Source organism: Streptomyces rishiriensis (assembly GCF_003112535.1).
GTDB lineage: Bacteria > Actinomycetota > Actinomycetes > Streptomycetales > Streptomycetaceae > Streptomyces > Streptomyces rishiriensis.
This window is the reverse complement of the sequence record NZ_BEWA01000002.1, coordinates 418,741-445,135: the sequence shown is the minus strand read 5'-3', so window position 1 is coordinate 445,135 and position 26,395 is coordinate 418,741. Positions and strand designations below refer to the sequence as shown.

Genomic DNA, 26,395 nt, shown 5'->3' with positions numbered 1-26,395 from the left:
GTGTGCGCCCCCGCGGGTCCGCTGCGGGGGCCCGGTGTTCGCTAGGCGGTCTCGCGGAGCTCTTCCTCGCTCATGCCCCGGCGCCAGTACCCGACGAAGGTGACCCGGCGGCGGTCCACACCCCGCTCCTGCACGAAGTGCCGGCGCAGCGCCTTCACGGATCCCGACTCGCCCGCGATCCAGACGTACGGGTTCGCCGCGGGCGGCAGGGCGGCCGCGCGGACGGCGTCGACCGAGGCCTCCCCGACCACCCAGGTCACCTCGGCGGCCGCGCGGGTCGTCAACTCCCGGACGTCGGCGGGGTCGTGGACCTCCAGCCAGACCCGGGCGCGCTGTCCGGCCGGCAGCGACTCCAGGATGGACGCGACGGCCGGCAGTGCGCTCTCGTCGCCCCAGAGCACCAGCAGGTCGGCGTCGTGCGGTGGACGGAACCGGATCGCCCGGTTGTCGGCCGCCGCGGGCCCGAGCAGCACCACCCGGTCGCCGGCGACCGCCCGCGCCGCCCACGCGGAGGCGGGCCCGGCGGGGGTGTGCAGCACGAAGTCGACGTCGATCCCGACCGTGCGCCCGAGCGCGTCGGCGCGCAGCGCGCTCAGCGTGTACGAACGCATCACCGCCCGTACCCCGTCCGGCAGTTCACGCCATCCCTGCCACCAGCCGTCCCCGAGCTCGACGGGGACCTGCGGCTCCTCCTGGCCCGGATGCGGCAGGAAAAGCGACAGCGACTGGTCGCGCCCGTCGGAGAAGAAGTGCCGCAGGTCCTCCCCGGCGAGACTCACCCGGACCAGGGACGGCGACAGCCGCCGCGTCTGTGCGACCTGGAGCGAGAAGAACCGGAAGGGGGCGGCGACGGCGGTGGTCATGGGGGGCTCCTGAAGACGTGGGACGGGGCGGCTCACTCAGGGGCGCGGGGCCGCGTCGGCGCGCGGCTCCGCCACATGGGCGCGACCGCTGCGGCTGCGCCCGCGGCGCGCCCGCAGCGTCGGGTCGCCCTCGTCAGGCGACCTTCTTCGCCTTCTCCAGCGCCGCGGCGAGGTTCTCCAGCAGCGGCACGCACTTGTCGTAGGACAGGATCGGCTCGGGGGAGCGCGCGATGACCTGGCCGGCCTTCACCGCGGGCAGCTTCTTCCAGGTCGCCTCGGTGATGTCGGCGGGCTGGATGGTCGAGGAACGGTCGTCCATCATGATGATGTCGGCCGGGTACTTGTCGACGTTCTCCCAGCTCAGCGACTCGTACCAGCCGCCGCCCTGGGCCTTGGCGGCGGCCGGCGGCTCGACGAAGTTCACGCCGAGGGCCTTGAAGTACTCCAGGTCGACGGAGAGGTCGGTGCCGGAGACGTAGAACAGCTCGGGGCTCGCGGAACCGGCCATCACCTTGATGCCGGGCTTGGCCTTGGCGGCGGCGCGCAGCCGGGCGGCCGCGTCCTCGAACCTCTTCTTGGCCCCGGTGACCGAGGCCGCCGTCATGTCGGCGCCCAGCGACTCGGCCAGCTCCCACATGCGCTGGAGCGGAGCGGTCAGCTGGCGGTCGTAGACGGAGATGCCGACGCTGGGGGCGAGCTTCGCGATCTTGTCCTTGGAGGCCTCGGGGACGTACCAGAGGGTACCGGCGCTGTCGAACATCGTGGAGATGAGGACGTCGGGCGCGAGGGCCGCGTACTTCTCGACGTTGAACTCGTCCCAGACGTTGCCGAGGACCGTCACCTTGCTGACGTCCATGTCGCCGGCCTGCACGTCGGCCTTGCCCGAGGTGGTCCTGGTCGGCCCGAAGACGCCCTTGACCTGGATCCCGTAGTCGTGGAGGGCCGCGCCGACGCCGGTGAAGGCGACGATGTTCGCGGGGACGGCGTCGAGCTTCACCGTGGTGCCGCGATCGTCCTTGAAGGTCCAGGGGCCGGACTTCGCCGAGGCGCTCGCCGGCGACCCGGAGCCGCTGCTGCTCGCGTCCTCGTCCCCGCAGGCGGCGAGCACGGCGCCGAGGCCGAGGGCGCCACCGGCGGCGAGGATGCCACGGCGGGTGGGACGGACGGCGCTGGCGTTGGACATGAGTGTGGCCACTTTCGAACGGGGCGGGATCACCCGAGGACGATTCGAATGTAGGTTAGCCTAACCTCAGCTCGTGTCCAGAGGGCGGCCCGGAGCCCGGGACCGCCCCCGGCGACACCTGTCCCACGCCTGTGACCTGCCTGTCGATCGGCGGCGGACGACCCGTCAGCGGGGCGTCGGTGAAACGGAGTCGGCGGCCTCAAGGGGTGACCTGAGGCCGCCGGGCGGCTGATGGGGGGGGGCGCAGAAGCGCAAGGGTGCCGGGGTGCCGAGGGTGCCGAGGGTGGCGGGGTGCGCAGGGGCGTGCGCGGGACGGCGTCCGGTCAGGCGGGGAGTCCCAACTCGCGGGCGATCAGCATCCGCTGCACCTCGCTCGTGCCCTCGCCGATCTCCAGGATCTTGGAGTCGCGCCACATACGGGCCACCGGGTACTCGTTCATGAACCCGTAGCCGCCGTGCACCTGGGTGGCCTCACGGGCGTTGTCGACGGCGATCGTGGAGGAGTACAGCTTCGCCAGCGCCGCCTCCTTCTTGAACGGCTCTCCGGCCACCAGCCGCGAGGCCGCGTCCCGCCAGGCCAGGCGGGCCGTGTGGGCCTTCATCTCCATGTCGGCGATCTTGAACTGGACGGCCTGGTTGGCGCCGATCGGACGGCCGAACGCATGCCGCTCCTTCGCGTACTTCACCGACTCGTCCACGCAGCCCTGGGCGAGACCCGTCGCCAGCGCGGCGATGGCGATGCGCCCCTCGTCGAGGATCCGCAGGAACTGCGCGTACCCGCGGCCCTCCTCGCCCAGCAGGTTCGCCGCCGGGACGCGCACGTCGGAGAAGGACAGCTCACGCGTGTCGGAGGCGTTCCAGCCGACCTTCGAGTAGGGCGCCGCGACGGTGAAGCCCGGGGTGCCGGACGGGACGATGATCGCGGAGATCAGCGGCCGGCCGTCCGGCTTGCGGCCCGTCACCGCGGTGACCGTGACCAGCCCCGTGATGTCCGTGCCCGAGTTGGTGATGAAGCACTTCGTGCCGTTGATCACCCACTCGTCGGTGTCGGGGTCGAGACGGGCCGTGGTGCGCGTCGCCCCCGCGTCCGAGCCGCCGTCCGGCTCGGTCAGCCCGAAGGCGCCGAGCATCTCGCCGGAGCACAGCCGCGGCAGCCACTCGCGCTTCTGCTCGGGCGTGCCGAAGAGATGGATCGGCATCGCGCCCAGCGAGACCCCGGCCTCCAGGGTGATCGCCACGGACGAGTCGACCCGCGCGAGTTCCTCCAGCGCGATGCCCAGGGCGAGGTAGTCGCCGCCCATGCCGCCGTGCTCCTCGGGGAAGGGCAGCCCGAACAGGCCCATGCGGCCCATCTCGCGGACGATCTCGTAGGGGAACTCGTGCCGCTCGTAGAAGTCGCCGATCTTGGGCGCGACCACGTCGTGCGCGAACTCCTCGACCGTGCGGCGAAGTTCTTCCAGTTCGGGGGAGAGACGGTGGTCCATGTCGGGTCACTGCTCCTTGTGGGGCTGTGTCGTGGTGCCGAGTGCTCGGACGGTGCGGGACGGGCTGGGTCGGCCCAGAAGGGCGGCCATCCACTCGCTTGTGGCGACGAGACGGCCGAGGTCCACCCCGGTGTCGATGCCGAGGCCCCGCAGCATCCACACGAGGTCCTCGGTGGCGAGGTTGCCGGTGGCGGACTTGGCGTACGGACAGCCGCCGAGACCGCCCGCCGAGGCGTCGACGGTGGTCACGCCGTGCTGGAGCGCGGCGAAGGTGTTGGCGAGCGCCTGACCGTAGGTGTCGTGGAAGTGCACCCCCAACGCGTCGGTGGGGACGCCCTGTCCGTTCAGCGCGGTGAGCAGGGCCCGCACATGGCCCGGGGTGGCCACGCCGATCGTGTCGCCCAGGCTCAGCTCGTGACAGCCCATGTCGAGCAGGGCACGGCAGACCCGGACGACCTGCTCGACCGGGACCGCGCCCTCCCACGGGTCGCCGAAGCACATGGAGAGGTAGCCGCGCACCCGTACGTCCTGAGCCCTGGCGCGGGCCACCACGGGCTCGAACATGGCCAGCGCCTCGTCCACCGTGCGGTTGAGGTTGGCCTTGGCGAAGGACTCGGTGGCGCTGGCGAAGACGGCGACGCCGCGCGCGCCCAGCGCCAGCGCCCGGTCCAGCCCGCGTTCGTTGGGCACCAGCACCGGCAGCGCCACGTCGAGATCGCTCACCAGCGGGAACAGCTGCTCGGCGTCCGCGAGCTGGGGGACCCACTTCGGGTGCACGAAGCTGGTGGCCTCGATGGTGGTGAGGCCCGCGTCGGCGAGGCGGCGCACGAACTCCGCCTTGACGTCCGTGGGCACGGTCGTCTTCTCGTTCTGCAGACCGTCGCGGGCGCCGACCTCGTGGATGCGCACCCGCGCGGGCAGGCCCGCGGCGGGCACGGTCATGGGGAGCGTCGTCACTTCTCCTCCTTCGCCGGGTCGGTCGCCGGGTCATCCGCGGGGGCGACGACGGCGAGCACCTGGTCCATGGCGACCGTCGTGCCCGGTGTCACGTCGAGTTCGGCGACGGTGCCGGCGTGCGGGGCGCAGATGACGTGCTCCATCTTCATCGCCTCGACGACCAGCAGGCTCTGGCCCGCGGCCACCTCGTCGCCCACGGCGACCTTGACGACCGTGACCGTGCCGGGCATGGGCGCGGTGAGCGAGTCGGCGCCCGCGTGGGCCCCCCGGGTGAGGGAGGCGGCCACCGGGTCGTGGTCGCGCACCTGCCAGGCATCGCCGTCGCGGCCCAGCCAGGTGCCGTCGGGCAGCGCGGCGAAGGCGTGCGTGACGCCGTCGAGCCGGCAGACGAAGCGGGGGTCGTCCGGCCGCGGGGGCAGGATCCCGGAGCTGCGGCGGGGGGTCCCCTCCCCGTCGAGCAGCACCTCCCGCCCGCCGTCGGCCGTGCCGCGCACACGGACCGTCACCGGGTCGTGTCCGGGCACGTGCAGGTGGTGCGCGGTCCAGGCGGGCTCGCCGCCGAGGCGCCAGCCGTCCGCGACCGAGAAGGGGTCCACCCAGCCGGCGCCGGGCGCGGGGTCCAGCGCGGCCTGGCGCAACAGGGCCGCCGCCGCGTAGACGTCCGGCGGGACGTCGGCCGTGACCAGCGACGCGGCCTCCCGTTCCACCAGCCCCGTGTCCAGGTCGCCCGACACGACCGCCGGGTGGGCCAGCAGCCGCCGCAGGAACCCGGCGTTGGTCTGCACGCCCAGCGTGACCGTGCCGGCCAGGGCCGCCCGGAGCTTCCTGAGGGCGCTCTCCCGGTCCGGGCCGTAGGCGATCACCTTGGACAGCATGGGGTCGTAGAGGCTGCCGACCTCGGCGCCCTCGCTGAGCCCGGAGTCGGTGCGCACGCCGTCGCCCTGTGGCTCGCGCAGCCGCAGCACCGTGCCGCCGGACGGCAGGAACCCGCGCGCGGGGTCCTCGGCGCAGACGCGCGCCTCGACGGCGTGCCCGGTCAGCCGCACGTCCTCCTGGCCGAAGGGCAGCGGTTCGCCGGCGGCCACCCGCAGCTGCCACTCCACCAGGTCCAGGCCGGTGACGAGTTCGGTGACCGGATGCTCCACCTGCAGCCGGGTGTTCATCTCCATGAAGTAGTACGAGGACGGATCGCCGCCCGGCACGATGAACTCCACCGTGCCCGCCCCGCGGTACCCGCAGGAGCGCGCCGCCTGCACGGCCGCCTCGCCCATCGACGCGCGCGTGGCCTCGTCGAGCAGGACGCTGGGCGCCTCCTCGACGATCTTCTGGTGCCGGCGCTGCAGCGAGCACTCGCGCTCGCCGAGGTGGATCACGTTGCCGTGGCCGTCGGCGAGGACCTGGATCTCGATGTGCCGGGGCCGGTCCACCCACCGCTCGACGAGGAGGGTGTCGTCGCCGAAGGAGGCGCGGGCCTCACGGCGGGCGGCGGCGATCTCCTCGGGCAGCAGCGCCGCATCGCGCACCAGCCGCATGCCCTTGCCGCCGCCGCCCGCGCTCGGCTTCAGCAGCACGGGGACGCCGATCTCGTGCGCGGCGGCGATGAGCTGGTCGTCCGTCAGGCCGCTGCCGCTCGATCCGGGCACCACCGGAACCCCGGCCTCCCGTACCGTCGCCTTGGCCCGGATCTTGTCGCCCATGAGAGCGATGGCCTCGGCGGGCGGCCCGATGAAGACCAGCCCCGCGTCGGCGCACGCGCGGGCGAAGCCGGCGTTCTCGGCCAGGAAGCCGTACCCCGGGTGGACGGCCTGGGCGCCGGTCCGCGCGGCCGCCTCCAGCAGCCGGTCGGCGGACAGATAACTGTCGGCGGCGGGCGGCGGGCCGATCCGGACGGCCGTGTCCGCCTCCCGGACGTGCCGGGCGTCCGCGTCGGCGTCGGAGAAGACCGCCACCGAGCGCACGCCCATGGCGCGCAGCGTGCGGATGACGCGGACGGCGATCTCGCCCCGGTTGGCCACGAGCACTGTGTCAAACATGAAGTCCCCTCCTCACATCCGGAAGACGCCGAACCGGGGCTCGCCCAGCGGCGCGTTGGCGCAGGCCGTCAGGGCCAGGCCCAGCACCTGCCGGGTCTCCTGCGGTTCGATGACCCCGTCGTCCCAGAGCCGGGCGGTCGCGTAGTAGGCGTTGCCCTGCCGCTCGTACTGCGCGCGGATCGGGTCCTTGAAGGCCTCTTCGTCCTCGGCGGGCCACTCCTGGCCGCCGGCCTCCAGCTGGTCGCGCTTGACCGTCGCGAGGACGGAGGCGGCCTGTTCGCCGCCCATGACGGAGATCTTGGCGTTGGGCCACATCCACAGGAAGCGGGGCGAGTAGGCCCGGCCGCACATGGAGTAGTTGCCCGCGCCGTACGACCCGCCGACGACGACCGTCAGCTTCGGCACGCGCGTGCACGCCACGGCCGTCACCATCTTCGCGCCGTGCTTGGCGATGCCGCCCGCCTCGTAGTCCTTGCCGACCATGAACCCGGAGATGTTCTGCAGGAACACCAGGGGGATCCCCCGCTGGTCGCACAGCTCGATGAAGTGGGCGCCCTTCTGGGCGGACTCGGAGAACAGGATGCCGTTGTTGGCGACGATCCCGACCGGGTGGCCGTGGATCCGGGCGAAGCCGGTGACCAGGGTCTGCCCGAACTCGGACTTGAACTCCGCGAAGCGGGAGCCGTCGACCACGCGCGCGATGACCTCCCGCACGTCGTAGGGGGTGCGCGAGTCGACCGGGACGGCGCCGGTCAGCCCGTAGGGGTCGACCTTGGGCTCCACGGACGGCCGCACCTGCCAGGGCAGGGGCCCGCGCGCGGGGAGCGTGGCGACGATGTCGCGCACGATCCGCAGCGCGTGCGCGTCGTCCTCCGCCAGATGGTCGGTCACGCCCGACACGCGCGCGTGCACCTCGCCGCCGCCGAGTTCCTCCGCGGTGACGACCTCGCCGGTGGCGGCCTTCACCAGCGGGGGCCCGCCCAGGAAGATCGTGCCCTGGCCGCGGACGATGACCGCCTCGTCGCTCATGGCGGGGACGTACGCTCCGCCGGCCGTGCACGAGCCGAGCACGGCCGCGATCTGCGGGATCCCGGCCCCGGACATCCGGGCCTGGTTGTAGAAGATCCGCCCGAAGTGGTCGCGGTCGGGGAACACCTCGTCCTGCATGGGCAGGAAGGCCCCGCCGGAGTCCACCAGGTACAGACAGGGCAGGCGGTTCTCCAGCGCCACCTCCTGGGCGCGCAGGTGCTTCTTGACCGTCATCGGGTAGTACGTGCCGCCCTTGACGGTGGCGTCGTTGGCCACGATCACGCACTCGCGCCCGCCGACCCGCCCGATCCCGGCGATGACGCCGGCGGCCGGGGCCTGGTCGCCGTACATCCCGTCGGCGGCGAGGGGGGCGAGCTCCAGGAACGGCGAGCCCGGGTCCAGGAGGGTGTCGACCCGGTCGCGGGGCAGCAGCTTGCCGCGCGCGGTGTGCCGGGCCCGCGCCTTCTCACCGCCTCCCAGCCGGGCCGCGGCGAGTCTGCCGCGCAGCTCCTCGGCGAGCGCGCGGTGCGCCTCCTCGTTGGCCCTCCAGGCCTCCGACGCGGGATCCGCCGCGCTCGTCAGCTCCGGTGCCTCTTCCATCCTCGCGGTCCCCTCACGCCAGTGATCGACTGTTAATGAGCGTTAACCATTTCCTCCAGGTTAACGACCGCTAACCTCCCTGTCTAGAATTGCCCTCATGGCCACGAGAACGGACGCCCCCACCCGGCGCGAGCAGATCCTCAGGGAGGCCGCGCGTCTGTTCGCCGAGCGCGGGTTCCACGGCGTCGGGGTCGACGAGATAGGGGCCGCGGTCGGTATCAGCGGCCCGGGGCTGTACCGCCACTTCCCCGGCAAGGACGCGATGCTCGCCGAACTGCTGGTGGGCATCAGCGGCCGACTGCTGACCGGTGCGAAACGGCGCCTGGAGGAGGCGGACGGGGTGCCCTCCGAGGCGGTCCTCGACTCGCTCGTCGAGGGGCACATCGACTTCGCCCTCGACGACCGTCCCCTGATCACCCTGCACGACCGCGAGCTGGACCGCCTCCGCGACAGTGACCGCAAGCTGGTGCGGCAGCTGCAGCGGCAGTACGTGGAGCTGTGGGTGGAGGTCCTGCGCGCGGTGTACCCGGGCCTCGCCGAGCCGGCGGCGCGCTCCGCGGTCCACTCGGTCTTCGGCCTGCTGAACTCCACCCCGCACCTCGGCCGGCCGGGTTCTCTCCCCGGCCGCGCGACCACGGCCGGGCTGCTGCACCGCATGGCCCGCGGCGCGTTCGCGGCCGCGGCCGCGGGGGAGTGACGAGCGTTACGGCCGACCCTCTGGACGCCTCTCCCTACCCGCCGGTACGGTGGCCTGAGCAAGCGCTTAGCCATCGGTGACCGCAACCGTGCATCGAGGAACCCCGACGGCGAGCACCACATCCGCGAGAGCGGCGCCGGCTTAGGCGCAGAGAGGGGCCGGCGGTGCGCCGTACGGTGTTCAACGAGGACCACGAGGCGTTCCGGGAGACCCTCCGGGCCTTCATCGAGGCCGAGGTCGTCCCGGTCTACGACGAGTGGTTCGCGGCCGGCCAGGCGCCGCGCGACTTCTACTACAAGCTCGCCGAGCTGGGCGTCTTCGGCATCCGCGTCGACGAGGAGTACGGCGGCGCCGGCATCGACTCCTACAAGTTCGAGGCCGTCCTGTACGAGGAGACCGCCCGCGCGGGCGTCACCTTCGGCGGCTCCGGCGTGCACGTGCTGCTCGGCCTGCCGTACATCAAGCTGCTCGCCACCGACGAGCAGAAGAAGCGCTTCCTGCCGAAGTTCGTCTCCGGCGAGGAGATGTGGGCGATCGCGATGACCGAGCCGGGCACCGGCTCCGACCTCGCGGGCATGAAGAGCACCGCCAAGCTCTCCGAGGACGGCACGCACTACGTCCTCAACGGCTCCAAGACGTTCATCACCGGCGGCGTGCACGCCGACCGCATGATCGTCTGCGCGCGCACCGCCGCGCCGACCGCCGAGGACCGCCGGCACGGCATCTCCCTCTTCGTGGTGGACACCAAGGCCGAGGGCTACTCGGTCGGCCGCAAGCTGGACAAGCTCGGCCTGAAGACCTCCGACACCGCAGAGCTGGCGTTCGTCGACGTCAAGGTGCCCGTCGAGGACCTCCTCGGCGAGGAGAACAAGGGCTTCTACTACCTCGGCCACAACCTGGCCTCCGAGCGCTGGGGCATCGCCTACGGCGCGTACGCGCAGGCCAAGGCCGCCGTCCGGTTCGCCAAGCAGTACGTGCAGGAGCGCACCGTCTTCGGCAAGCCGGTCGCGCACTTCCAGAACACCAAGTTCGAGCTGGCCGCCTGCCAGGCCGAGGTGGACGCGGCCGAGGCCGTCGCCGACCGCGCCACGGAGGCCCTGGACGCCGGCGAGCTGACCCCGGCCGAGGCCGCCAGCGCCAAGCTGTTCTGCACCGAGGTCGCCCACCGCGTGATCGACCGCTGCCTCCAGCTGCACGGCGGCTACGGCTTCATGAACGAGTACCCGATCGCCCGCCTGTACGCGGACAACCGCGTCAACCGCATCTACGGCGGCACCAGCGAGATCATGAAGTCGATCATCGCCAAGGACATGGGTCTGTAAGGCCCCGGCAACCACCGCCCGGTACAACTGGACGCCATGAGCCAGGCACTACAGGATCTCCTCGATCTGCTCGACCTCGAGCAGATCGAGGAGAACATCTTCCGCGGCCGGTCCCGGTCCGCCGTCGTCCCGCGCGTGTTCGGCGGGCAGGTGGCGGCCCAGGCGCTGGTCGCCGCCGGGCGCACGGTCCCCGAGGACCGGCACGCCCACTCCCTGCACGCATACTTCCTGCGCATGGGCGACCCGGGCGCGCCCATCGTCTACAGCGTCGAGCGCATCCGCGACGGCCGCTCCTTCACCACCCGCCGCGCGGTCGCCGTCCAGCACGGCCGGCCCATCTTCACGCTGTCGGCGTCCTTCCAGACGTACGAGGAGGGCCTGGACCACCAGACGCCCATGCCGCCCTCGCCGGACCCGGCCACGCTGCCCACCTCCGAGGAGCGGCTGCGCGGCTACGACCACCTCGATCCCGTGGTCGTCGAGAAGTTCCTGGAGGCCCGGCAGGCGATCGACCTGCGCTATGTCGACGAGCCGCCGTACGGCAGGTTCGGGGAGCCGCGCGAGCCGCGCTCCCAGGTCTGGTTCCGCTCCAACGGCAAGCTGGCCGACGACCCGCTCCTGCACGTCGTCCTGGCCACCTACGTCTCCGACATGACGCTGCTCGACTCGGTGCTGCTCGCGCACGGCCGCGGCGGCTGGGCGGTGGGCGACGTCGTCGGGGCGTCCCTGGACCACGCCATGTGGTTCCACCGCCCGTTCCGCGCCGACGAGTGGCTGCTGTACGACCAGGAGTCGCCGTCCGCGCACGGCGGCCGCGGCCTCGGCCAGGCCCGCATCTACACGCAGGACGGCCGGCTCGCGGTGTCGGTGATCCAGGAGGGCGTGGTCCGCGTCCCGCGGGAGGACTGAGCAGGCGTCTCCTAGAGCTCCGCCTCCATCAGGCCCGCCTCCGTCAGCAGGTAGGCGACCATCGGGTCGTAGTGGCGCGGGCTGACGACGTGGTCGTCCAGGGGGACCGCCACCTGGACGACGCCCTCCGCCTCGCCGATGAAGAGCGCCGGGTCGTTGCAGTCCGCGTAGCCGACGGAGTCGACGCCGTGCCGGCCGGCGTAGCCCGCCCAGCCGTGGTCGGCCACGACCAGGTCCGGCAGCGGGCGCCCCGCGCGCTCCAGGGCCGTCAGGATGGCCTTCATCGGCTCGCCGGAGTGGGTGTGCCACAGGGTGGCCCCGTGCTCCAGCACCGCCACGTCGGCGACCTGCCAGACGTACCCCTCGTCGGTCTGCAGCCCCTGCGGGATGACGACGATCTCGCAGCCCGCCTCGCGCAGGGCGGCGGCCGTGGCGCGGTGCACGTCGAGGAGGCCGCCCGGGTGGCCGGTGGCGAACAGGACCCGCTGCCGCCCCTCGGCGGCCTTGCGCAGCCGGGCCGCCATCCGGTCCAGGCCGTCGACCGTCAGCTGCGGGTCGATGGTGTCCTGGCCGTAGCGGTACTCGGGGTCGTCGTTCACGCCCACCCGCTCCGCCATCACCGCGAGCACGTCCTGCTCGTCGCTCCAGCGGTCGCCGAGTTCCAGACCGAGCCAGAAGTTGCGGACGCCGTTGGCGAGTTGACGGTAGTGGGACAGGTTGTTCTCGCGGGGCGTGGCGACGTCCCCGGCGATACGGGTCCTGACGAGGTGGTCGACGAGTTCGGCGCGGCTGGGCGTCCCGGGTATCGGCATGGTCTCCATTGTGAGGCAGCGGGCTGTGCGCGTCCTCGCCGTTCCGGCCGCTGGGACACGCGTCACTCACCGGTGTTTCAGGGCGAACCACAGCTCCATGCGCACGTCCGCGTCGTCCAGGTCGGCGTCGAGCAGGGCCGCACAGCGGGCGATGCGCTGCCGCACGGTGTTGCGGTGCACCGAAAGGGCCACCGCCGTGCGGTCCCAGCTGCCGTGCAGCGACAGCCAGGCCCGCAGGGTCTCGGCGAGGGCAGGGGAGGCGGCGAGGGGCGCGAGGAGCGCCCGCGCGTGCTCCGCGGCCTCGCCGGGCGGGACCAGGCCGGCCAGGGCCGTTCGTCCGCCGTGCCGGACCAGGGCCGTGCGGGTCGCCAGGGCGCGGGCCAGGGCGAGGGCCGCCTGTGTGTCGGCGAGCGGCCACTGCGACGGCTCGACGACGGCGCTGACCCCGAGCGTCCAGCCGGGCTGCGGCCCCGGTTCGCGCTCGGCGGGCACGAGGACCCGTACGACGCCGGAGGCCGGGTCGACCAGCGGCGACCCCAGCGCGGCGCCGAGGGCGGAAGCGGCTACGGGGCCGGGCTCCGCCGCCTCCGGACGCGCGTGCACGACGGTCCACCGCTCGCCGCCGAGGAGCGCGGCCACGTCCTCGGGGGCGCCGCCCAGCAGCATCCGCACCAGCGCCGAGGAACGGGCCGCGTCCGAGCCGGTCTGCCGCGCGCCGGTCAGGAGGGTGAGGAGCACCGCGGCGACGGACGCGATGGCGTGGTCGCCGGCCTCGCGCCGCGCGAACGCGACGCCCAGGACGAAACCCCGGCCCGCGCCGAGGGCGTAGGCGGCCAGCCGGACACCGGAGGCGGCGGTGTCGCCGGCGGTCGACGGGCCGCGCGAGGCGAGGCGGCGGGCGAGCCCGGCGAGCGCGTCCTCCGCGCCGGTGGGGGAGCCCGCCGCCGCGATCTGCGCCCCCTCGGGCCCGTAGAGCACCGCACGGCCCCCGACCCGCCGGGCCAGCTGCCGCAGCACCGACGGCACCGGGTCGGGGCGGGAGGCGGCGGCCGCGAGGCTCTGCTGCGCCTGCGTGACCCGCCGCAGCTCCGCCGTGCGGGCTCGCTCCATCAGCTGCCAGACCGCCCGGGCCACCGCCGCGAACGTGGTGCGCGGCGCCACCTCGATCAACGGCAGCCCGTGCGCGTCGCAGGCCTCGACCAGCGCGCGGGGCACGGTGTCGTGCACCGGAGCCACGCCGAAGCCGAGGGCCGCACCGCCCGCCGCCACGATCCGCCCGACGTAGTCGCCGAAGCGGCTCGCCGGCCCGTCCGCCCCCGCGATGTGCACCCCTGCCGTCAGCAGCAGTTCGCCGCCCAGCAGGTACGGGTACGGGTCGGCCATCTCCGAGGCGTGCGCGCCGTGCAGCACCGTGCCAGCGTCGGCGGGCCCGGCGATCTGCCGCAGCGCCAGATCCTCGCGGGCCAGCAGAGCCGAGAGCGGGACCGGCGGAGTGGGGGGCACGGCGGGCTGCTCGGGCATGGTGTGCACTTCCTCCGTCCAGCGGGCTCCGAATGGAGGAAACGTACACTTCGCGGCCGTGGTGCGGCCACCTATCGTGGAACGCACTCCCGGAAAGAAGGCGATGGACCATGACCAGCAACGAGACGCCCCGCGGCCCCGTCGACTCCTCCCGCGTCCCGCGGTACGCCGGCCCCGCGACCTTCGCCCGGCTGCCCCGTCTCGACGAGGTGGGCCGCGCCGACGTCGCCGTGGTGGGCGTGCCGTTCGACTCGGGCGTCTCCTACCGGCCGGGCGCCCGCTTCGGCGGCAACGCCATCCGGGAGGCGTCCCGGCTGCTGCGGCCCTACAACCCCGCGCAGGACGCCTCCCCCTTCGCGCTCGCGCAGGTCGCGGACGCCGGTGACATCGCCGCGAACCCGTTCGACATCAACGAGGCCGTCGACACGATCGAGGCGGCCGCGGACGACCTGATCGGCGCCGGCGCGCGTCTGATGACCCTGGGCGGCGACCACACCATCGCGCTGCCCCTGCTGCGCTCGGTCGCGAAGAAGCACGGCCCGGTGGCCCTGCTGCACTTCGACGCGCACCTCGACACCTGGGACACCTACTTCGGCGCGGAGTACACGCACGGCACGCCGTTCCGCCGGGCCGTCGAGGAGGGCATCCTCGACACCGAGGCCCTCTCCCACGTCGGCATCCGCGGCCCGCTCTACGGCAAGCAGGACCTGACCGACGACGAGAAGATGGGCTTCGGCATCGTCACCTCGGCGGACGTCTACCGCCGGGGCGCCGACGAGGTGGCCGACCAGCTGCGCCAGCGCATCGGCGACCGCCCCCTGTACATCTCCATCGACATCGACTGCCTCGACCCGGCCCACGCCCCCGGCACCGGCACCCCCGAGGCGGGCGGCATGACCTCCCGCGAGCTGCTGGAGATCCTGCGCGGACTGGCCTCGTGCAACCTGGTCTCGGCGGACGTCGTCGAGGTGGCCCCCGCGTACGATCACGCGGAGATCACGTCGGTGGCCGCGTCCCACACGGCGTACGAACTGACCACGATCATGGCCCGCCGGATCGCCGGGGCCCGCGAGGAGAACGAGGGCAAGTGACCCACGACCACGACCTGGTGCTCCGCCCGACTGCCGCACAGACGGAGGCCGCGCTGAACCCTCCCGCCGGCCGCACGGGCGGGGACCTCGTCGTGGAGACCCTGGCCGCCCTCGGCGCGACGACGGTCTTCGGCCTGCCCGGCCAGCACGCGCTCGGCCTGTTCGACGCCCTGCGCCGCTCGGACCTGCGCTACGTCGGCCTGCGGGTGGAGAACAACGCGGGCTTCGCGGCGGACGCGTACGGCAGGATCACCGGCGAGGCGGCCCCGCTACTGCTGTCGACGGGACCGGGCGCGCTGACCTCCCTGCCGGCCCTGCAGGAGGCCGCGGCGGCCTCCGCTCCGGTGCTGGCGATCTGCAGCCAGGTCCCCACCGCGGGCCTGGGCGGCGGCCGCCACGGCTATCTGCACGAACTCCCCGACCAGGCGGCCTCGTTCAGGGGCGTGGTGAAGTCGGTCCACACGGTCCGTGCCCCGTCGCAGATCCCGTCGGCGATCGAGGCGGCCTGGAAGTCGGCGCTGTCGGCGCCGCACGGCCCCGTGTGGGTGGAGATCCCGCAGGACGTCCTGCTGGCCGGCACGGCGATCCCGGTGGTGACCGGAGGCGACGCGTTCCCCGAGGAGCTGCCGCCGCGCCCCGAGCTGACGGCCCTGGCCGCACACCTGCTGTCCACCGCCGCCCGCCCGGCGATCATCGCGGGCGGGGGAGTCGTCCGGGCGGACGCGTCGGGCAAGCTGCGGCAGCTGGCGGAGACCCTCGGGGCCCCGGTCGTCACGACCCCCGGCGGCAAGGGCGCGTTCCCCTGGAACCACCCCCTGTCCCTGCGGTCCTGGCTGGAGGACCGGCACACGACGGACTTCCTCGAGGACGCCGACGTGCTCCTGGTCGTCGGCTCGGGCCTCGGCGAACTCTCCTCCAACTACCACACGTTCAGGCCCCGGGGCCGGATCGTCCAGATCGAGGCGGACCTCGGCAAGCTGGAGTCCAACCACCCGGCGCTGGGCATCCACGCGGACGCGCGCCTGGCGCTGCAGGCGCTGCTGGAGACGGTGTCCGAACGGGAGGACCCGACGGCCCCCGAACGCGTCCGAGCGCTGCTGGCGAAGGTCGCCGACCGCATCGCCGCCCAGGAACTCGCCCTGGAACAGGACGTGTTGGCCTCGGTGCGCAGGGCGCTGCCCGCCGGCTCGCCGTCCTTCTGGGACATGACCGTCCTCGCGTACTGGGCCTGGTCCGCCTTCGACGCCGGCGGCCCCAACCTGATGCACTCCGCCCAGGGCGCGGGCGGCCTCGGCTACGGCTTCCCGGCGGCCCTGGGCGCGGCGGTCGCGGACCCGACCCGTCCGGTGCTCGCGGTGTCCGGCGACGGCGGCGCCCTGTACTCGGTCGCCGAACTGGCCACCGCACGCCAGCACGACCTGAACGTCACCTGGCTCGTCGTCGACGACGGCGGCTACGGCATCCTGCGCGAGTACATGACGGACGCCTTCGGCGAGCCGACTGCCACCGAGCTGACCCGGCCCGACTTCGCGGCGCTGGCGGAGTCCTTCGGGGTGCCCGGTGCGCGGACCTCGCCGCAGACCCTGGAGGCGGACCTCGCGAAGGCGCTGCGCTCACCGGGCCCCTCGGTGGTCGTGCTCCCGGCGGTGCTGCGGATGTTCGCGGCCACGCACCTCGGCTGAGAGGCCCGAGGCGTCCGGCATCCCGTCAGGCGGGGCGGGTGCGGTGACCTGCGCAGGAGTACGGGTGCCCACGTGGGGGGAAGCGCGGTCGCCGTCCGGTGATCGTTGGTACGGTCCCGGCATGTCCGATGCCCACCGCTCGTCCGGCCACGAACACGACGCCCGTCCCGAACACGACGCCCGTCCCGAACGCGAGGCCGATCCCGCGCCCGCCGCCGGCCCCGGTCGCGACGCCGGTTCCGATCCCGGCCCCGTGACCGCCGACGACGTGCGTCACGCGGTGCGGTCGGCCGTCGCGGCGCTGCGGGGCGCGGAGGGCGCCGACTGGGACGCCAGGGCCGGTTCCCTGGAGTGGAGTTGCTGGGAGACCGTCGAGCATCTCGCCGACGACCTGTTCGCCTACGCCGCCCAACTGGGGCCCGAGCAGCCGCCGTCGGACACGGAGGTGGCCTTCCTCTGGAGCCCGAGGCGCCCCGGCGGTCCCGCGAACGTCGTCTTCGCCGACCGGGCCGCCGGGGCGGCGGGCCTCGCGCAGGTGCTGGAGACATGCGGGGCGATGCTGGCGGCGATGGTGCGCACGACCCCGGCGACGGTCCGGTCGCACCACGTCTTCGGGGCCTCGGACCCCGAGGGCTTCGCCGCGATGGGCGTCGTCGAGACCCTGGTGCACCTGCACGACGTCGCCCAGGGGCTGGGTGCGCGGTGGGAGCCGGACACCGGTCTGTGCGACCGGGTGCTGGCCCGGCTGTTCCCCGACGCCCCCGCGGACACGGACCGGTGGCCCACTCTGCTGTGGGCCACCGGCCGGGGGGATCTGCCGGGGCACGCGCGCCGCACCGCGTGGCGCTGGTACGGGGCTCCGCGCGGCGCGGGCGGGGAGTAGGGCGCGCCGAACGCCCCGGCCCGCCCGCGCGGCGGCCTACCAGATCGCGTCGACCCACTCCGGGTGGTCGATGAACGGGTTGCGGTTGTGCTGGTAGGTGTCGTAGATGACCTGGTTGCGCTTCTCCTCGAAGGCGCTCGGCGGGTCCTCGTCGTTCCACGCCTTGAGGACGGAGAGCTTGCCGATGTACGGGTTGCTGCCGTTGTTGACCTTCTCGTTCGGCTCCAGGTCGGCGAAGCCGTCGCCGCCGTCGTAGCGGACCGCCATGTAGAGGATCATGCGGGCCACGTCGCCCTTGTCGGCGTCGCGGGGCTCGAAGGAGTCCGAGTCGACGCGGCTGCCGCCGCCGTTCGCGACCGTGCTGCCGCCGTTGTCGAAGTCCAGGTTGCCGCGGACGCTGTTGACCGTCACGTCGGCGGGGCGCAGGTGGTGCAGGTCGGTGCCGGGGCCGGTCACCTCGCCGAAGTCGCCGTGGGACTTGGCCCACACGTGCTCGCGGTTCCAGTCGCCCACGGCGCCGCCGTTGAGGGACTTGCTGCGCGAGACGCCGCTGTACATCAGGATCACGTTGTTGCTGTTGTTCGGGTCCTGGTCGGTGACCTTCAGCGCGTTCCAGACGGCCGAGTACGAGATCTTCGAGACGTTGGCGCTGATGATCGTGTGCAGGGACGACTTCAGACTCGAACCCGTCTTGCCGACCGCGTTCTTGTAGTACGTCGAGTCGTACGCCGTCGTGGTCGCCGCGGCGGGGGTCGCGGTGAGCGCGGGTGCGGTGATGCCGACCAGGACGGCGGTGGTGGCAAGCGCCACCGACTTCCATCGGCCTATGCGTGTCGCCAGCATGTGGGGTGTCCGATCTACGCGGGTTGATTGAAGGCGGCAATCGGGAGAGTGACATGCACATGCGGTCATGGCAATGAACCTGACATGTCGATCAGATGTCGGGGGCGGGCAAACCGCCCCCACTCCACGCGAGTCGGCATGCGCGAAACGGCCCCCGACGCGAGGTCGGGGGCCGTCGGCGCGGTGGGGGTCCTCCGCCGGTCAGCTCACGTCGGAGGGGTCCAGCCGGTAGACCGTCGAACCGCCGCTCTGCGCGGCGGACGACGCGTCCGCGTCCGCGGTGGAGGACGACGAACTCGCGCCGTACGCGCTCTCCTTGACCGCCGTGCCGTTCTTCTGCACCCAGGCGGTGATCTCGGTCAGCAGGCTGTTGTTCCCGCCGCCCGGACCGCCGCCCCCGCCGAGCTGGATGTAGTGCAGCTCGCCCTTCTTCACCAGTTCCTCGAGCCGGGCCAGGGTCATCGCGTTGTCGGAGCCGGTGAAGCCGAACATCGAGATGACGGGCCTGCCGGTGCTCAGGATCAGCTGGCCCGCGCTCTGCGAGTTGGACACCGCGATCAGCCAGGTGGCGCCGTCCTGGTGCTTCTCCAGGTACGAGACGAGCGCGCTGTCGGCGCCGCCCATGCCGCCGCCGGCGCCCATGCCGGCGCCCATGCCTGCGCCCATGCCGGCGGGTGTGCCGCCCTGAGCGTCGCCGCCCGGCAACTCGCCGTTGCCGTAGCCCTGTTGGCCGCTCTGGCCGCCCTGGCCGCCCTGGCCGCTCGGGGCCCCGCTCGTGCCGCCGCCCTGGGGGAGCTCGCCGTCGCCGCCCGGGGGCGTCTGGCCGCCTTGGGCGCCGCCGCCGGGGAACTCGCCGTTCGCGCCGCCCTGTCGGCCGTCCTCGCGGCCGTCCCGCATGCGGCCGCCGGGTCCGCCGCCGCCGGGGCCGCCCATGCCGCCCCCGGTGGACGGACCCGCGGTGGGATTGGTGCCGCCCATCATGCCGCCGGCCGAACCGAAGGCCGGCGATGCGGCGTACGCCGTCGGACCGGCGAGGGCCGCCACGATCGCCGCGGCGAGGGACACGGCCAGCAGCCGGAACCTCGTGCCGGAGCCCGCCGACCGCAGGACGGCCAGGCCCACGACCGCGAGGGCCATGACCACGCCGACGGCGGGCCACAGCCAGGTGTTCCAGCCGGTGGCCCGGCGCAGCAGCACGATCGCCCAGACGCCGGTGACCACGAGCCCCGCGGGCAGCACCCACGACCAGCGGGCGTCGCCGCCGCGGAAGGCCCGCCACAGCATGACGCCGCCGCCCCCGCACAGCGCCGCGACGCCCGGAGCGAGCGCGGTGGTGTAGTACGGGTGCATCGTGCCCTCGGCCATGGCGAAGGTCAGGTAGTGCAGCACGAGCCAGCCGCCCCACAGGACCAGCGCGGCACGCGTCATGTCGGTGCGCGGGGCGCGGCCGCACAGCGCCAGCCCGGCGACGAGCGCGATGCCCGCGAAGGGGATCAGCCAGGAGATCTGGCCGCCGAGGACGTCGTTGAACATCCGGCCGATGCCCGCGGTCCCGGCGAAGGTGCCGCCGGCGCCGCCTCCGCCGCCCCCGCCGTTGCCCTCGCCGCCGAGGACCCGGCCCAGGCCGTTGTAGCCCATGATCAGGTCCCAGGCGCCGCCGTCCGTCGAACCGCCGATGTACGGGCGGTCGTCGGCGGGCACCAGGGACACGGCCGTGGCCCACCAGAAGCTGGAGACGGCCAGCGCCACGGCGGCCAGCGCCAGGTTCACGGCCTTCTTCCGCCACCCGAGCCCCGACGCGTACAGGTACACGGCGAAGACGGCGGGCAGGGCGATGTAGCCCTGGAGCATCTTGGTGTTGAACGCGAGCCCGAAGCACACCGCGGAGCCGAGCAGCGGCAGCAGCCGGTCGTCGCGCGTGGCGCGCAGCGCGAGGGCGGCGCCGCCGACCATCAGCAGGACCAGGACCGTGTCGGGGTTGTTGTCGCGGTTGATGGCGACGGTGATCGGCGTCAGCGCGAGCACGAGGGCCGCGAGGGCGGCGGCCGCATGGCCGAACGCCCGCTTCACGGTGGCGTGCAGGGTCCAGATGGTGCCCAGCGCCGCCGCGACCTCCGGCAGCATCATCTGCCAGGTGCCGAAGCCGAGGACCCGGCAGGACAGACCCATGATCATGAGCGCGAACGGCGGCTTGTCGACGGTGATGAAGTTGCCGGCGTCGAGCGAGCCGAAGAACCACGCCTTCCAGCTCTTCGTACCGCTGTAGACGGCGGCGCTGTAGAAGCTGTTGAGGCTGCTGCCCGACAGGTTCCAGCCGTAGAGGACCGCCGCGAGGGCCAGGATCGCGAGCAGCGCGGGAAGGGACCAGCGCGGCGCCCGGTCCGGTGGCGGGGCCCCGGCCGCCGGCGCCGGCGGCGCCCAGTCGGGGGACACGGTCGGGTGGGGGAGGGGATCGGTGGCAGATGTCACCCTGCGCATGCTGTACGGCCGTTGTGGGTGGCCGCTGTGCCGGACCTGGCCGTGGCCTGTGAGAACGCGGCGGCCGCGATGACGCGTTGACCGGGCTCTCGCCGGGGTCCGAAGATTCGTGCGACGGATTCGTACAACCTTTCCTGCGAACTCGTGTGTCAACGGGGCATGAATCAGGGGACATCCAGCACGACACGACGCGCACGCCTGCTCGCCGCGGGGCTCGGCGCCGGCCTCCTCATCACCGGGGTGGCCGCCGCGCCCGCCTCGGCCGCCACCCCGACCGTCGGCTGCACCTCGGCCAAGGCAGGCCTTGCGGCCAAGCTGAAGAAGGACATCACCGCCGCGCTCGCCAACCGCAGAGGCACCGTCGCCGTCGGCCTCTACGACCGGACCGGCAACACCACGTGCACCCTGCGCGCCTCCACCGCCTACGACTCGGCCAGCGTCGTCAAGGCGACCGTCCTGTCCGCGCTGCTGTGGGACGCGCAGAAGACCCGGCGGGCGCTGACCAGCCGGGAGAAGACCCTCGCCACGGCCATGATCACCCAGTCGGACAACGCGTCCACCTCCACCCTGTGGAAGCAGCTCGGTCTGACGAAGATCAAGGGCTTCCTGACCGCGGCGAACATGACGCAGACCAAGCCCGGCGCGAACAACTACTGGGGACTGACCCAGATCACCGTCACCGACGAGCAGAAGCTGCTGAAGCTGCTCACCGCCAAGAACGCGGTGCTCACCGACGCCTCGCGCGCCTATGTGAACACGCTGATGGGCCAGGTCATACCCTCGCAGCGCTGGGGCACCCCCTACGGGCGGCCCGCCGGGGTCAGCTGGCACGTGAAGAACGGCTGGCTGTCGCGCGCCACGAACGGCTGGCGGGTGCACAGCATCGGCTCGTTCAAGGGCGGCGGCCATGACTACGTCATCACCGTCCTGACGCACGGCAACAGCACGATGGACTACGGCATAGCGACCATCCAGGGCGTCGCCAAGGTCATCCACCGGGACATCGCCGCGTCCTGAACGCCGGTTCCTCGCGCCGGTCCGTCAACGCCGGTTCCTCCGAGGCCGGTTCCTTCATGCCGTGTCCCACCGCGCGTCACCGGCCCGCCCTACGGTGAGGCCCATGCGCCTGCGAACCGTACTCGCCACCTTCACCGCCGGCCTGGCGGCGGCCGCCACGCTGACCGCCGCCGGGCCCGCCGCCGCCCACCCGGCCGCCGGGAACGCCTGCTCGCCGTCCGTCTCCGTCGACCGCTTCTCCGACGCGCTCGACAAGACGACGTTCGACGGCGCCTTCGTCGGCAACCTCTCCGCCCTCGCCCTGAACGAGGACGGCTCCCTCGCGGCCCTCTCCGACCGCTCCGCCCTCTTCCGGCTGGACGCGAGGACGCTCGCCCCGGAGTCGGTCGTCCCGCTCGCGGACGAGAAGGGCGCGGCCCTCGACAGCGAGGGGCTCGTCGTGGACCGGGACGGCACACGGCTGGTCACCTCCGAGACCGAGCCGTCCGTCCGCCGCTACAGCCGGGACGGCGAGATCCTCGACCGCCTCCCGGTACCGCCCTCGCTCCTCGTCGCCCCGGCCGGCCGGGCGACCGCCAACCAGACCTTCGAGGGGCTGACGCTCCTGCCCGGCGGCCGCACCCTCCTCGCCTCCATGGAGTACCCGATCGCGGGCGACAGCGCGGGCGTCGTCCGCTTCCAGACCTGGACCCGGACCTGGACCCGGACCCGGGGCGACCGCTTCCGGCTCGCCGCCCAGTACGCCTACCGCACGGACGCCGGCCTCGGCGTGCCCGAGGTCCAGGCCCTGGCCGACGGCCGGCTCCTCGTCCTGGAGCGTGGTTTCACCACGGGCGTCGGCAACACCGTCCGCCTCTACCTGGCCGACCCGCGCCACGCCACGGACACCGCCGGCATCGAGAACCTGACCGGGCAGCCCGGCGTGCGCCTGGTCGGGAAGACCCTGCTGGCCGACCTGGTGACCTGCCCGTCACTGGGCGCGACCGCCGAGCAGCCCCAGCCCAACCCGCTGCTGGACAACATCGAGGGCATGGCGGTCACCGGCCGCGACCGGGGCGGCCTGCGGGTGCTGCTGGTCAGCGACGACAACCAGAACGCGGCGCAGACGACCCGGTTCCTGTTCCTGCACGTCCGGGTCTGACCGCAGGACGCGATTTGTTGCGGAGGGATGAAATCCGCTTGCTTCGGCGTTGGTGCCTTCCGGCAGAGCAGGACGACAGGAAGGCACCGGCGTGACAGCGCAGCAGGGGGAGCGGCGACCGAGCTGGGCGCGCAGACTGGCCCGGTACGCCTGGCGTCATCCGGCGGACGTGGTCCTCGCCCTCGGTTCCTCCCTCGGCGGCATGGCCGTCATGGCGCTGGTCCCGCTGGTCACCAAGGTGATCATCGACGACGTCATCGGCGACCACAGCCGCGGCATGGCCCCCTGGGCCGGGGCCCTGATAGCCGCCGCCGTGCTGGTCTACGCCCTCACCTATGTGCGCCGCTACTACGGCGGACGGCTCGCCCTCGACGTGCAGCACGATCTGCGGACCGAGATGTTCGACACGATCACCCGGCTCGACGGCCGCCGCCAGGACGAGCTGTCCACCGGCCAGGTGGTCGGCCGCGCCACCAGCGACCTGCAGCTCATCCAGGGCCTGCTCTTCATGCTCCCGATGACGATCGGGAACCTGCTCCTCTTCGTGATCTCCCTGGTGATCATGGCGTGGCTGTCGCTGCCGCTGACCCTGGTCGCCCTCGCCGTGGCGCCCGCCCTCGCGTACATCGCGAGGCGCAGCCGGACCAGGCTCCACCCCGCCACCTGGTACGCGCAGGCCCAGGCGGCGGCGGTCGCGGGCGTGGTCGACGGCGCCGTCAGCGGCGTCCGCGTGGTGAAGGGCTTCGGACAGGAGGACCAGGAGACCGGCAAGCTGCGCGAGGTCGGCCGCCGGCTCTTCGCGGGGCGGCTGCGCACCATCCGCTTGAACAGCGCCTACACCCCGGCCCTCCAGGCCGTCCCCGCCCTCGGCCAGGTCGCCATGCTGGCGCTCGGCGGCTGGCTGGCCGTGCGCGGCCACATCACCCTCGGCACCTTCGTCGCCTTCTCCACCTACCTCGCCCAGCTCGTCGGCCCGGTCCGGATGCTCGCCATGGTCCTCACGGTCGGCCAGCAGGCCCGCGCGGGCACCGAGCGCGTCCTGGAACTGATCGACACCGAGCCGTCGATGAAGGACGGCGCCAAGGAGCTCCCGGCCGACGCCCCCGCCACCGTCGAGTTCGACGACGTCGCGTTCGGCTACGACCCCGACCGGCCCGTCCTCGACGGCCTCACCTTCGAGATCCGCCCCGGCGAGACCCTGGCGGTCGTCGGCTCGTCCGGTTCGGGGAAGTCCACGGTCTCGCTCCTGCTGCCCCGCTTCTACGACGTCACCCGGGGCGCCGTCCTCATCGGCGGCCACGACGTGCGCGAACTCACCCTCGACTCGCTGCGGGCCGCGATCGGCCTGGTCCCCGAGGACTCCTTCCTGTTCTCCGACACGGTCCGCGCCAACATCGCGTACGGCCGTCCCGACGCGACCCAGGAGCAGATCGAGGCCGCCGCCCGCGCCGCCCAGGCCGACCGGTTCATCGCCGAGCTGCCCGACGGCTACGACACCACCGTCGGCGAGCACGGCCTCACCCTCTCCGGCGGCCAGCGCCAGCGCGTCGCGCTCGCCCGCGCGATCCTCACCGACCCGCGCCTGCTCGTCCTGGACGACGCGACCTCCGCCGTGGACGCAGCCGTCGAGCACGAGATCCACGAGGCCCTCAAGCAGGTCATGCAGGGCCGCACGACCCTGCTGATCGCCCACCGCCGGTCCACCCTCAACCTCGCCGACCGCATCGCCGTCCTCGACAGCGGCCGGCTCGCCGACCTCGGCACCCACGAGGAGCTGCAGGAACGCTCCGCGCTCTACCGCCGCCTGCTCACCGACCCCGACGAGCTCGGCGGCGTCTCGCCCGGCCACGCCCAGCGGGTCGCGCCGGTCGACGACACGACCGTCCGCGACGAGCTGGACGCCGAGTTCGACGCCGAGCGCGGCGTGACCCCCCGGCTGTGGACGGGCGACCGCGAGCCGAAGGACACCGCCCTGTCCGGGACGCCGGCCACCCCCGACCTCCTCGCCCAGGTCGAGGCGCTGCCCCCGGCCCTCGACACGCCGGACGTCGACGAGGGACGGGCGGTCCAGCCGGAGGAGTCGTACGGCCTGCGCCGGCTGCTGCGCGGCTTCCGCGCGCCCCTCCTCGTCAGCCTCGCGCTGGTCGCCGTCGACGCCGGGACGAGCCTGCTGCTGCCGGTGATGATCCGGCACGGCATCGACCAGGGCGTGAGCCGGATGGCGCTGGGCGCCGTCTGGACCGCCTCCCTGCTCGCGCTGCTCGCGGTGTTCGTGCAGTGGGTCGCGCAGACCGGCGAGATCCGGATGACCGGGCGCACCGGCGAACGGGTCCTCTACACCCTGCGCCTGAAGATCTTCGCCCAGCTCCAGCGTCTCGGGCTCGACTACTACGAGCGGGAGCTGACCGGCCGGATCATGACGCGGATGACGACGGACGTCGACGCCCTGTCCACGTTCCTGCAGACCGGCCTGGTCACCGCGTTCGTCTCGGTCGTCACCTTCTTCGGGATCATGATCGCCCTGCTGGTGATCGACGTGCAGCTGGCGCTGGTCGTCTTCGCCACGCTCCCGCCCCTGGCCGTCGCCACCTACTTCTTCCGCAAGGCGAGCGTCAAGGCGTACGAGCTCGCCCGCGAGCGGGTGTCGACGGTCAACGCCGACCTCCAGGAGTCCGTGTCCGGGCTCAGGATCGTGCAGGCCTTCCGGCGCGAGCGCGACGGCGGGGCGCGGTTCGCGGAGCGCTCCGAGAGCTACCGCCAGGCGCGTATCCGGGGCCAGTGGCTGATCTCGGTCTACTTCCCGTTCGTGCAGCTGCTGTCGTCGGTCGCCGCCGCGGCGGTCCTCATCACGGGCGCGGGCCGGGTCGACGCGGCGACGCTGACCACCGGCGCCCTGGTCGCCTACCTCCTCTACATCGACCTGTTCTTCGCCCCCGTCCAGCAGCTCTCCCAGGTCTTCGACGGCTACCAGCAGGCCACCGTCTCCCTGGGCCGCATCCAGGAGCTGCTGCGGGAGCCGACGTCCACCGCGCCCGCCGGCGAACCGGTGGAGGTCCTCTCCCTGCGCGGCGACATCGCCTTCGAGGGCGTGCACTTCGCGTACGGTTCCGCCGACGAACCCGAAGAGGCCCTGAGCGGCATCGAGTTGAGCATCCCGGCCGGTCAGACCGTCGCCTTCGTCGGCGAGACCGGCGCGGGCAAGTCGACCGTCGTCAAGCTGGTGGCCCGCTTCTACGACCCCACCGCCGGCCGGGTCACGGTCGACGGCGCCGACCTGCGCTCCCTCGACCTCACCTCGTACCGCCACCGGCTGGGCGTGGTCCCGCAGGAGGCGTACCTGTTCCCGGGCACCGTCCGCGACGCCATCGCCTACGGCAGGCCCGAGGCCACCGACGCCGAGGTGGAGGCGGCGGCCCGGGCGGTCGGCGCGCACGAGATGATCGCCACACTCGACGGCGGCTATCTGCACGCCGTCGCAGAACGCGGCCGCAACCTCTCCGCGGGCCAGCGCCAGCTGATCGCACTGGCCCGCGCCGAACTCGTCGATCCGGACGTGCTGCTCCTCGACGAGGCGACGGCCGCCCTCGACCTCGCGACGGAGGCCTTGGTCAACCAGGCCACGGACCGTCTGGCAGGCCGCCGCACCACCCTCGTGGTCGCCCATCGCCTGACCACCGCCGCCCGAGCGGACCGCGTCGTGGTGATGGATCACGGCCAGGTGGTGGAGGACGGCACGCACGAGGAGCTGCTGGCCCTCGAGGGGCGCTACGCCCGCCTGTGGCGCACCTTCGTGGGCGAGGACGCGCCCGCGGCGGTCTGATCGGGACAGGGCAGGGGCAGGGGCAGGGAC

Annotated in this window: 19 protein-coding genes; 9 read left to right on the top strand and 10 right to left on the bottom strand. The window is 73.1% G+C overall.

Annotated elements, in window-relative coordinates:
- Positions 1-41 precede the first annotated feature (41 nt).
- The 6 genes from Sri02f_RS03660 to Sri02f_RS03635 form a co-directional block, all read right to left on the bottom strand.
- Positions 42-863 (bottom strand): siderophore-interacting protein, encoded by an 822-nt coding sequence (locus Sri02f_RS03660; RefSeq protein ID WP_108999591.1) that lies wholly within the window; start codon positions 861-863, stop codon positions 42-44.
- 133 nt (positions 864-996) lie between these two features.
- Positions 997-2,046, bottom strand: a complete 1,050-nt coding sequence (locus Sri02f_RS03655) for an ABC transporter substrate-binding protein (RefSeq protein ID WP_108999590.1) — start codon at positions 2,044-2,046, stop codon at positions 997-999.
- A gap of 323 nt (positions 2,047-2,369) precedes the next feature.
- The gene (locus tag Sri02f_RS03650; protein ID WP_108999589.1) at positions 2,370-3,530 is read right to left on the bottom strand and encodes an acyl-CoA dehydrogenase family protein; all 1,161 of its coding nucleotides are present in this window, start codon (positions 3,528-3,530) and stop codon (positions 2,370-2,372) included.
- A 6-nt stretch (positions 3,531-3,536) separates the two neighbouring features.
- Complete coding sequence (locus Sri02f_RS03645; protein ID WP_108999800.1) at positions 3,537-4,472, bottom strand: hydroxymethylglutaryl-CoA lyase; 936 nt, start codon at positions 4,470-4,472, stop codon at positions 3,537-3,539.
- 11 nt (positions 4,473-4,483) lie between these two features.
- Entirely contained in the window at positions 4,484-6,520 is a 2,037-nt protein-coding gene (locus tag Sri02f_RS03640) for an acetyl/propionyl/methylcrotonyl-CoA carboxylase subunit alpha (RefSeq protein ID WP_108999588.1), read from the bottom strand.
- Positions 6,521-6,532: 12 nt separating this feature from the next.
- Positions 6,533-8,149 (bottom strand): carboxyl transferase domain-containing protein, encoded by a 1,617-nt coding sequence (locus Sri02f_RS03635; protein ID WP_108999587.1) that lies wholly within the window; start codon positions 8,147-8,149, stop codon positions 6,533-6,535.
- Between the two features lie 97 nt (positions 8,150-8,246).
- Between Sri02f_RS03635 and Sri02f_RS03630 the strand changes: the two genes are divergently transcribed.
- The 3 genes from Sri02f_RS03630 to Sri02f_RS03620 all read left to right on the top strand — a co-directional run bounded on the left by Sri02f_RS03630 (position 8,247) and on the right by Sri02f_RS03620 (position 11,077).
- Entirely contained in the window at positions 8,247-8,846 is a 600-nt protein-coding gene (locus tag Sri02f_RS03630) for an SACE_7040 family transcriptional regulator (RefSeq protein ID WP_108999586.1), read from the top strand.
- 164 nt (positions 8,847-9,010) lie between these two features.
- A complete protein-coding gene (locus Sri02f_RS03625) occupies positions 9,011-10,168 on the top strand; it encodes an acyl-CoA dehydrogenase family protein (protein ID WP_108999585.1) in 1,158 nt (385 codons plus the stop codon).
- Between the two features lie 36 nt (positions 10,169-10,204).
- Positions 10,205-11,077, top strand: coding sequence for an acyl-CoA thioesterase (locus Sri02f_RS03620; RefSeq protein ID WP_108999584.1), 873 nt, complete (start codon positions 10,205-10,207; stop codon positions 11,075-11,077).
- 11 nt (positions 11,078-11,088) lie between these two features.
- Here Sri02f_RS03620 and Sri02f_RS03615 read toward each other — a convergent pair whose 3' ends face one another.
- Positions 11,089-11,889: a phosphatase gene (locus Sri02f_RS03615; protein ID WP_108999799.1), complete on the bottom strand. Its 801-nt coding sequence runs from the start codon at positions 11,887-11,889 to the stop codon at positions 11,089-11,091.
- A 66-nt stretch (positions 11,890-11,955) separates the two neighbouring features.
- Positions 11,956-13,410: a PucR family transcriptional regulator gene (locus Sri02f_RS03610; RefSeq protein ID WP_108999583.1), complete on the bottom strand. Its 1,455-nt coding sequence runs from the start codon at positions 13,408-13,410 to the stop codon at positions 11,956-11,958.
- Positions 13,411-13,520: 110 nt separating this feature from the next.
- Here Sri02f_RS03610 and speB point away from each other — a divergent pair, with 110 nt between their 5' ends.
- The 3 genes from speB to Sri02f_RS03595 all read left to right on the top strand — a co-directional run bounded on the left by speB (position 13,521) and on the right by Sri02f_RS03595 (position 17,066).
- Positions 13,521-14,501, top strand: a complete 981-nt coding sequence (speB, locus tag Sri02f_RS03605; protein ID WP_108999582.1) for an agmatinase — start codon at positions 13,521-13,523, stop codon at positions 14,499-14,501.
- Positions 14,498-16,183, top strand: a complete 1,686-nt coding sequence (locus tag Sri02f_RS03600; protein ID WP_108999581.1) for a thiamine pyrophosphate-binding protein — start codon at positions 14,498-14,500, stop codon at positions 16,181-16,183. The genes speB and Sri02f_RS03600 overlap by 4 nt, the downstream gene beginning before the upstream one ends.
- Before the next feature lie 268 nt (positions 16,184-16,451).
- Positions 16,452-17,066 carry a DinB family protein gene (locus Sri02f_RS03595; RefSeq protein WP_373865067.1) on the top strand — a complete coding sequence of 205 codons (615 nt, stop codon included), beginning with the start codon at positions 16,452-16,454 and terminating at the stop codon, positions 17,064-17,066.
- 36 nt (positions 17,067-17,102) lie between these two features.
- Here the strand turns inward: Sri02f_RS03595 and Sri02f_RS03590 are convergent, their stop codons facing one another.
- Together Sri02f_RS03590 and Sri02f_RS03585 are read right to left on the bottom strand one after the other, a co-directional pair.
- Entirely contained in the window at positions 17,103-17,909 is an 807-nt protein-coding gene (locus Sri02f_RS03590) for an endonuclease I family protein (protein WP_108999579.1), read from the bottom strand.
- A 201-nt stretch (positions 17,910-18,110) separates the two neighbouring features.
- Positions 18,111-20,378, bottom strand: coding sequence for a mannosyltransferase YkcB-related protein (locus Sri02f_RS03585; RefSeq protein ID WP_108999798.1), 2,268 nt, complete (start codon positions 20,376-20,378; stop codon positions 18,111-18,113).
- 168 nt (positions 20,379-20,546) lie between these two features.
- On the opposite strand from Sri02f_RS03585, the gene Sri02f_RS03580 reads away from it, so the two are divergent.
- From Sri02f_RS03580 to Sri02f_RS03570, 3 genes are all read left to right on the top strand, one after another.
- A complete protein-coding gene (locus Sri02f_RS03580) occupies positions 20,547-21,404 on the top strand; it encodes a serine hydrolase (protein ID WP_108999578.1) in 858 nt (285 codons plus the stop codon).
- A gap of 103 nt (positions 21,405-21,507) precedes the next feature.
- Positions 21,508-22,545 (top strand): esterase-like activity of phytase family protein, encoded by a 1,038-nt coding sequence (locus Sri02f_RS03575; protein WP_108999577.1) that lies wholly within the window; start codon positions 21,508-21,510, stop codon positions 22,543-22,545.
- 91 nt (positions 22,546-22,636) lie between these two features.
- Positions 22,637-26,365: an ABC transporter ATP-binding protein gene (locus tag Sri02f_RS03570; protein WP_108999576.1), complete on the top strand. Its 3,729-nt coding sequence runs from the start codon at positions 22,637-22,639 to the stop codon at positions 26,363-26,365.
- Positions 26,366-26,395: the final 30 nt, after the last annotated feature.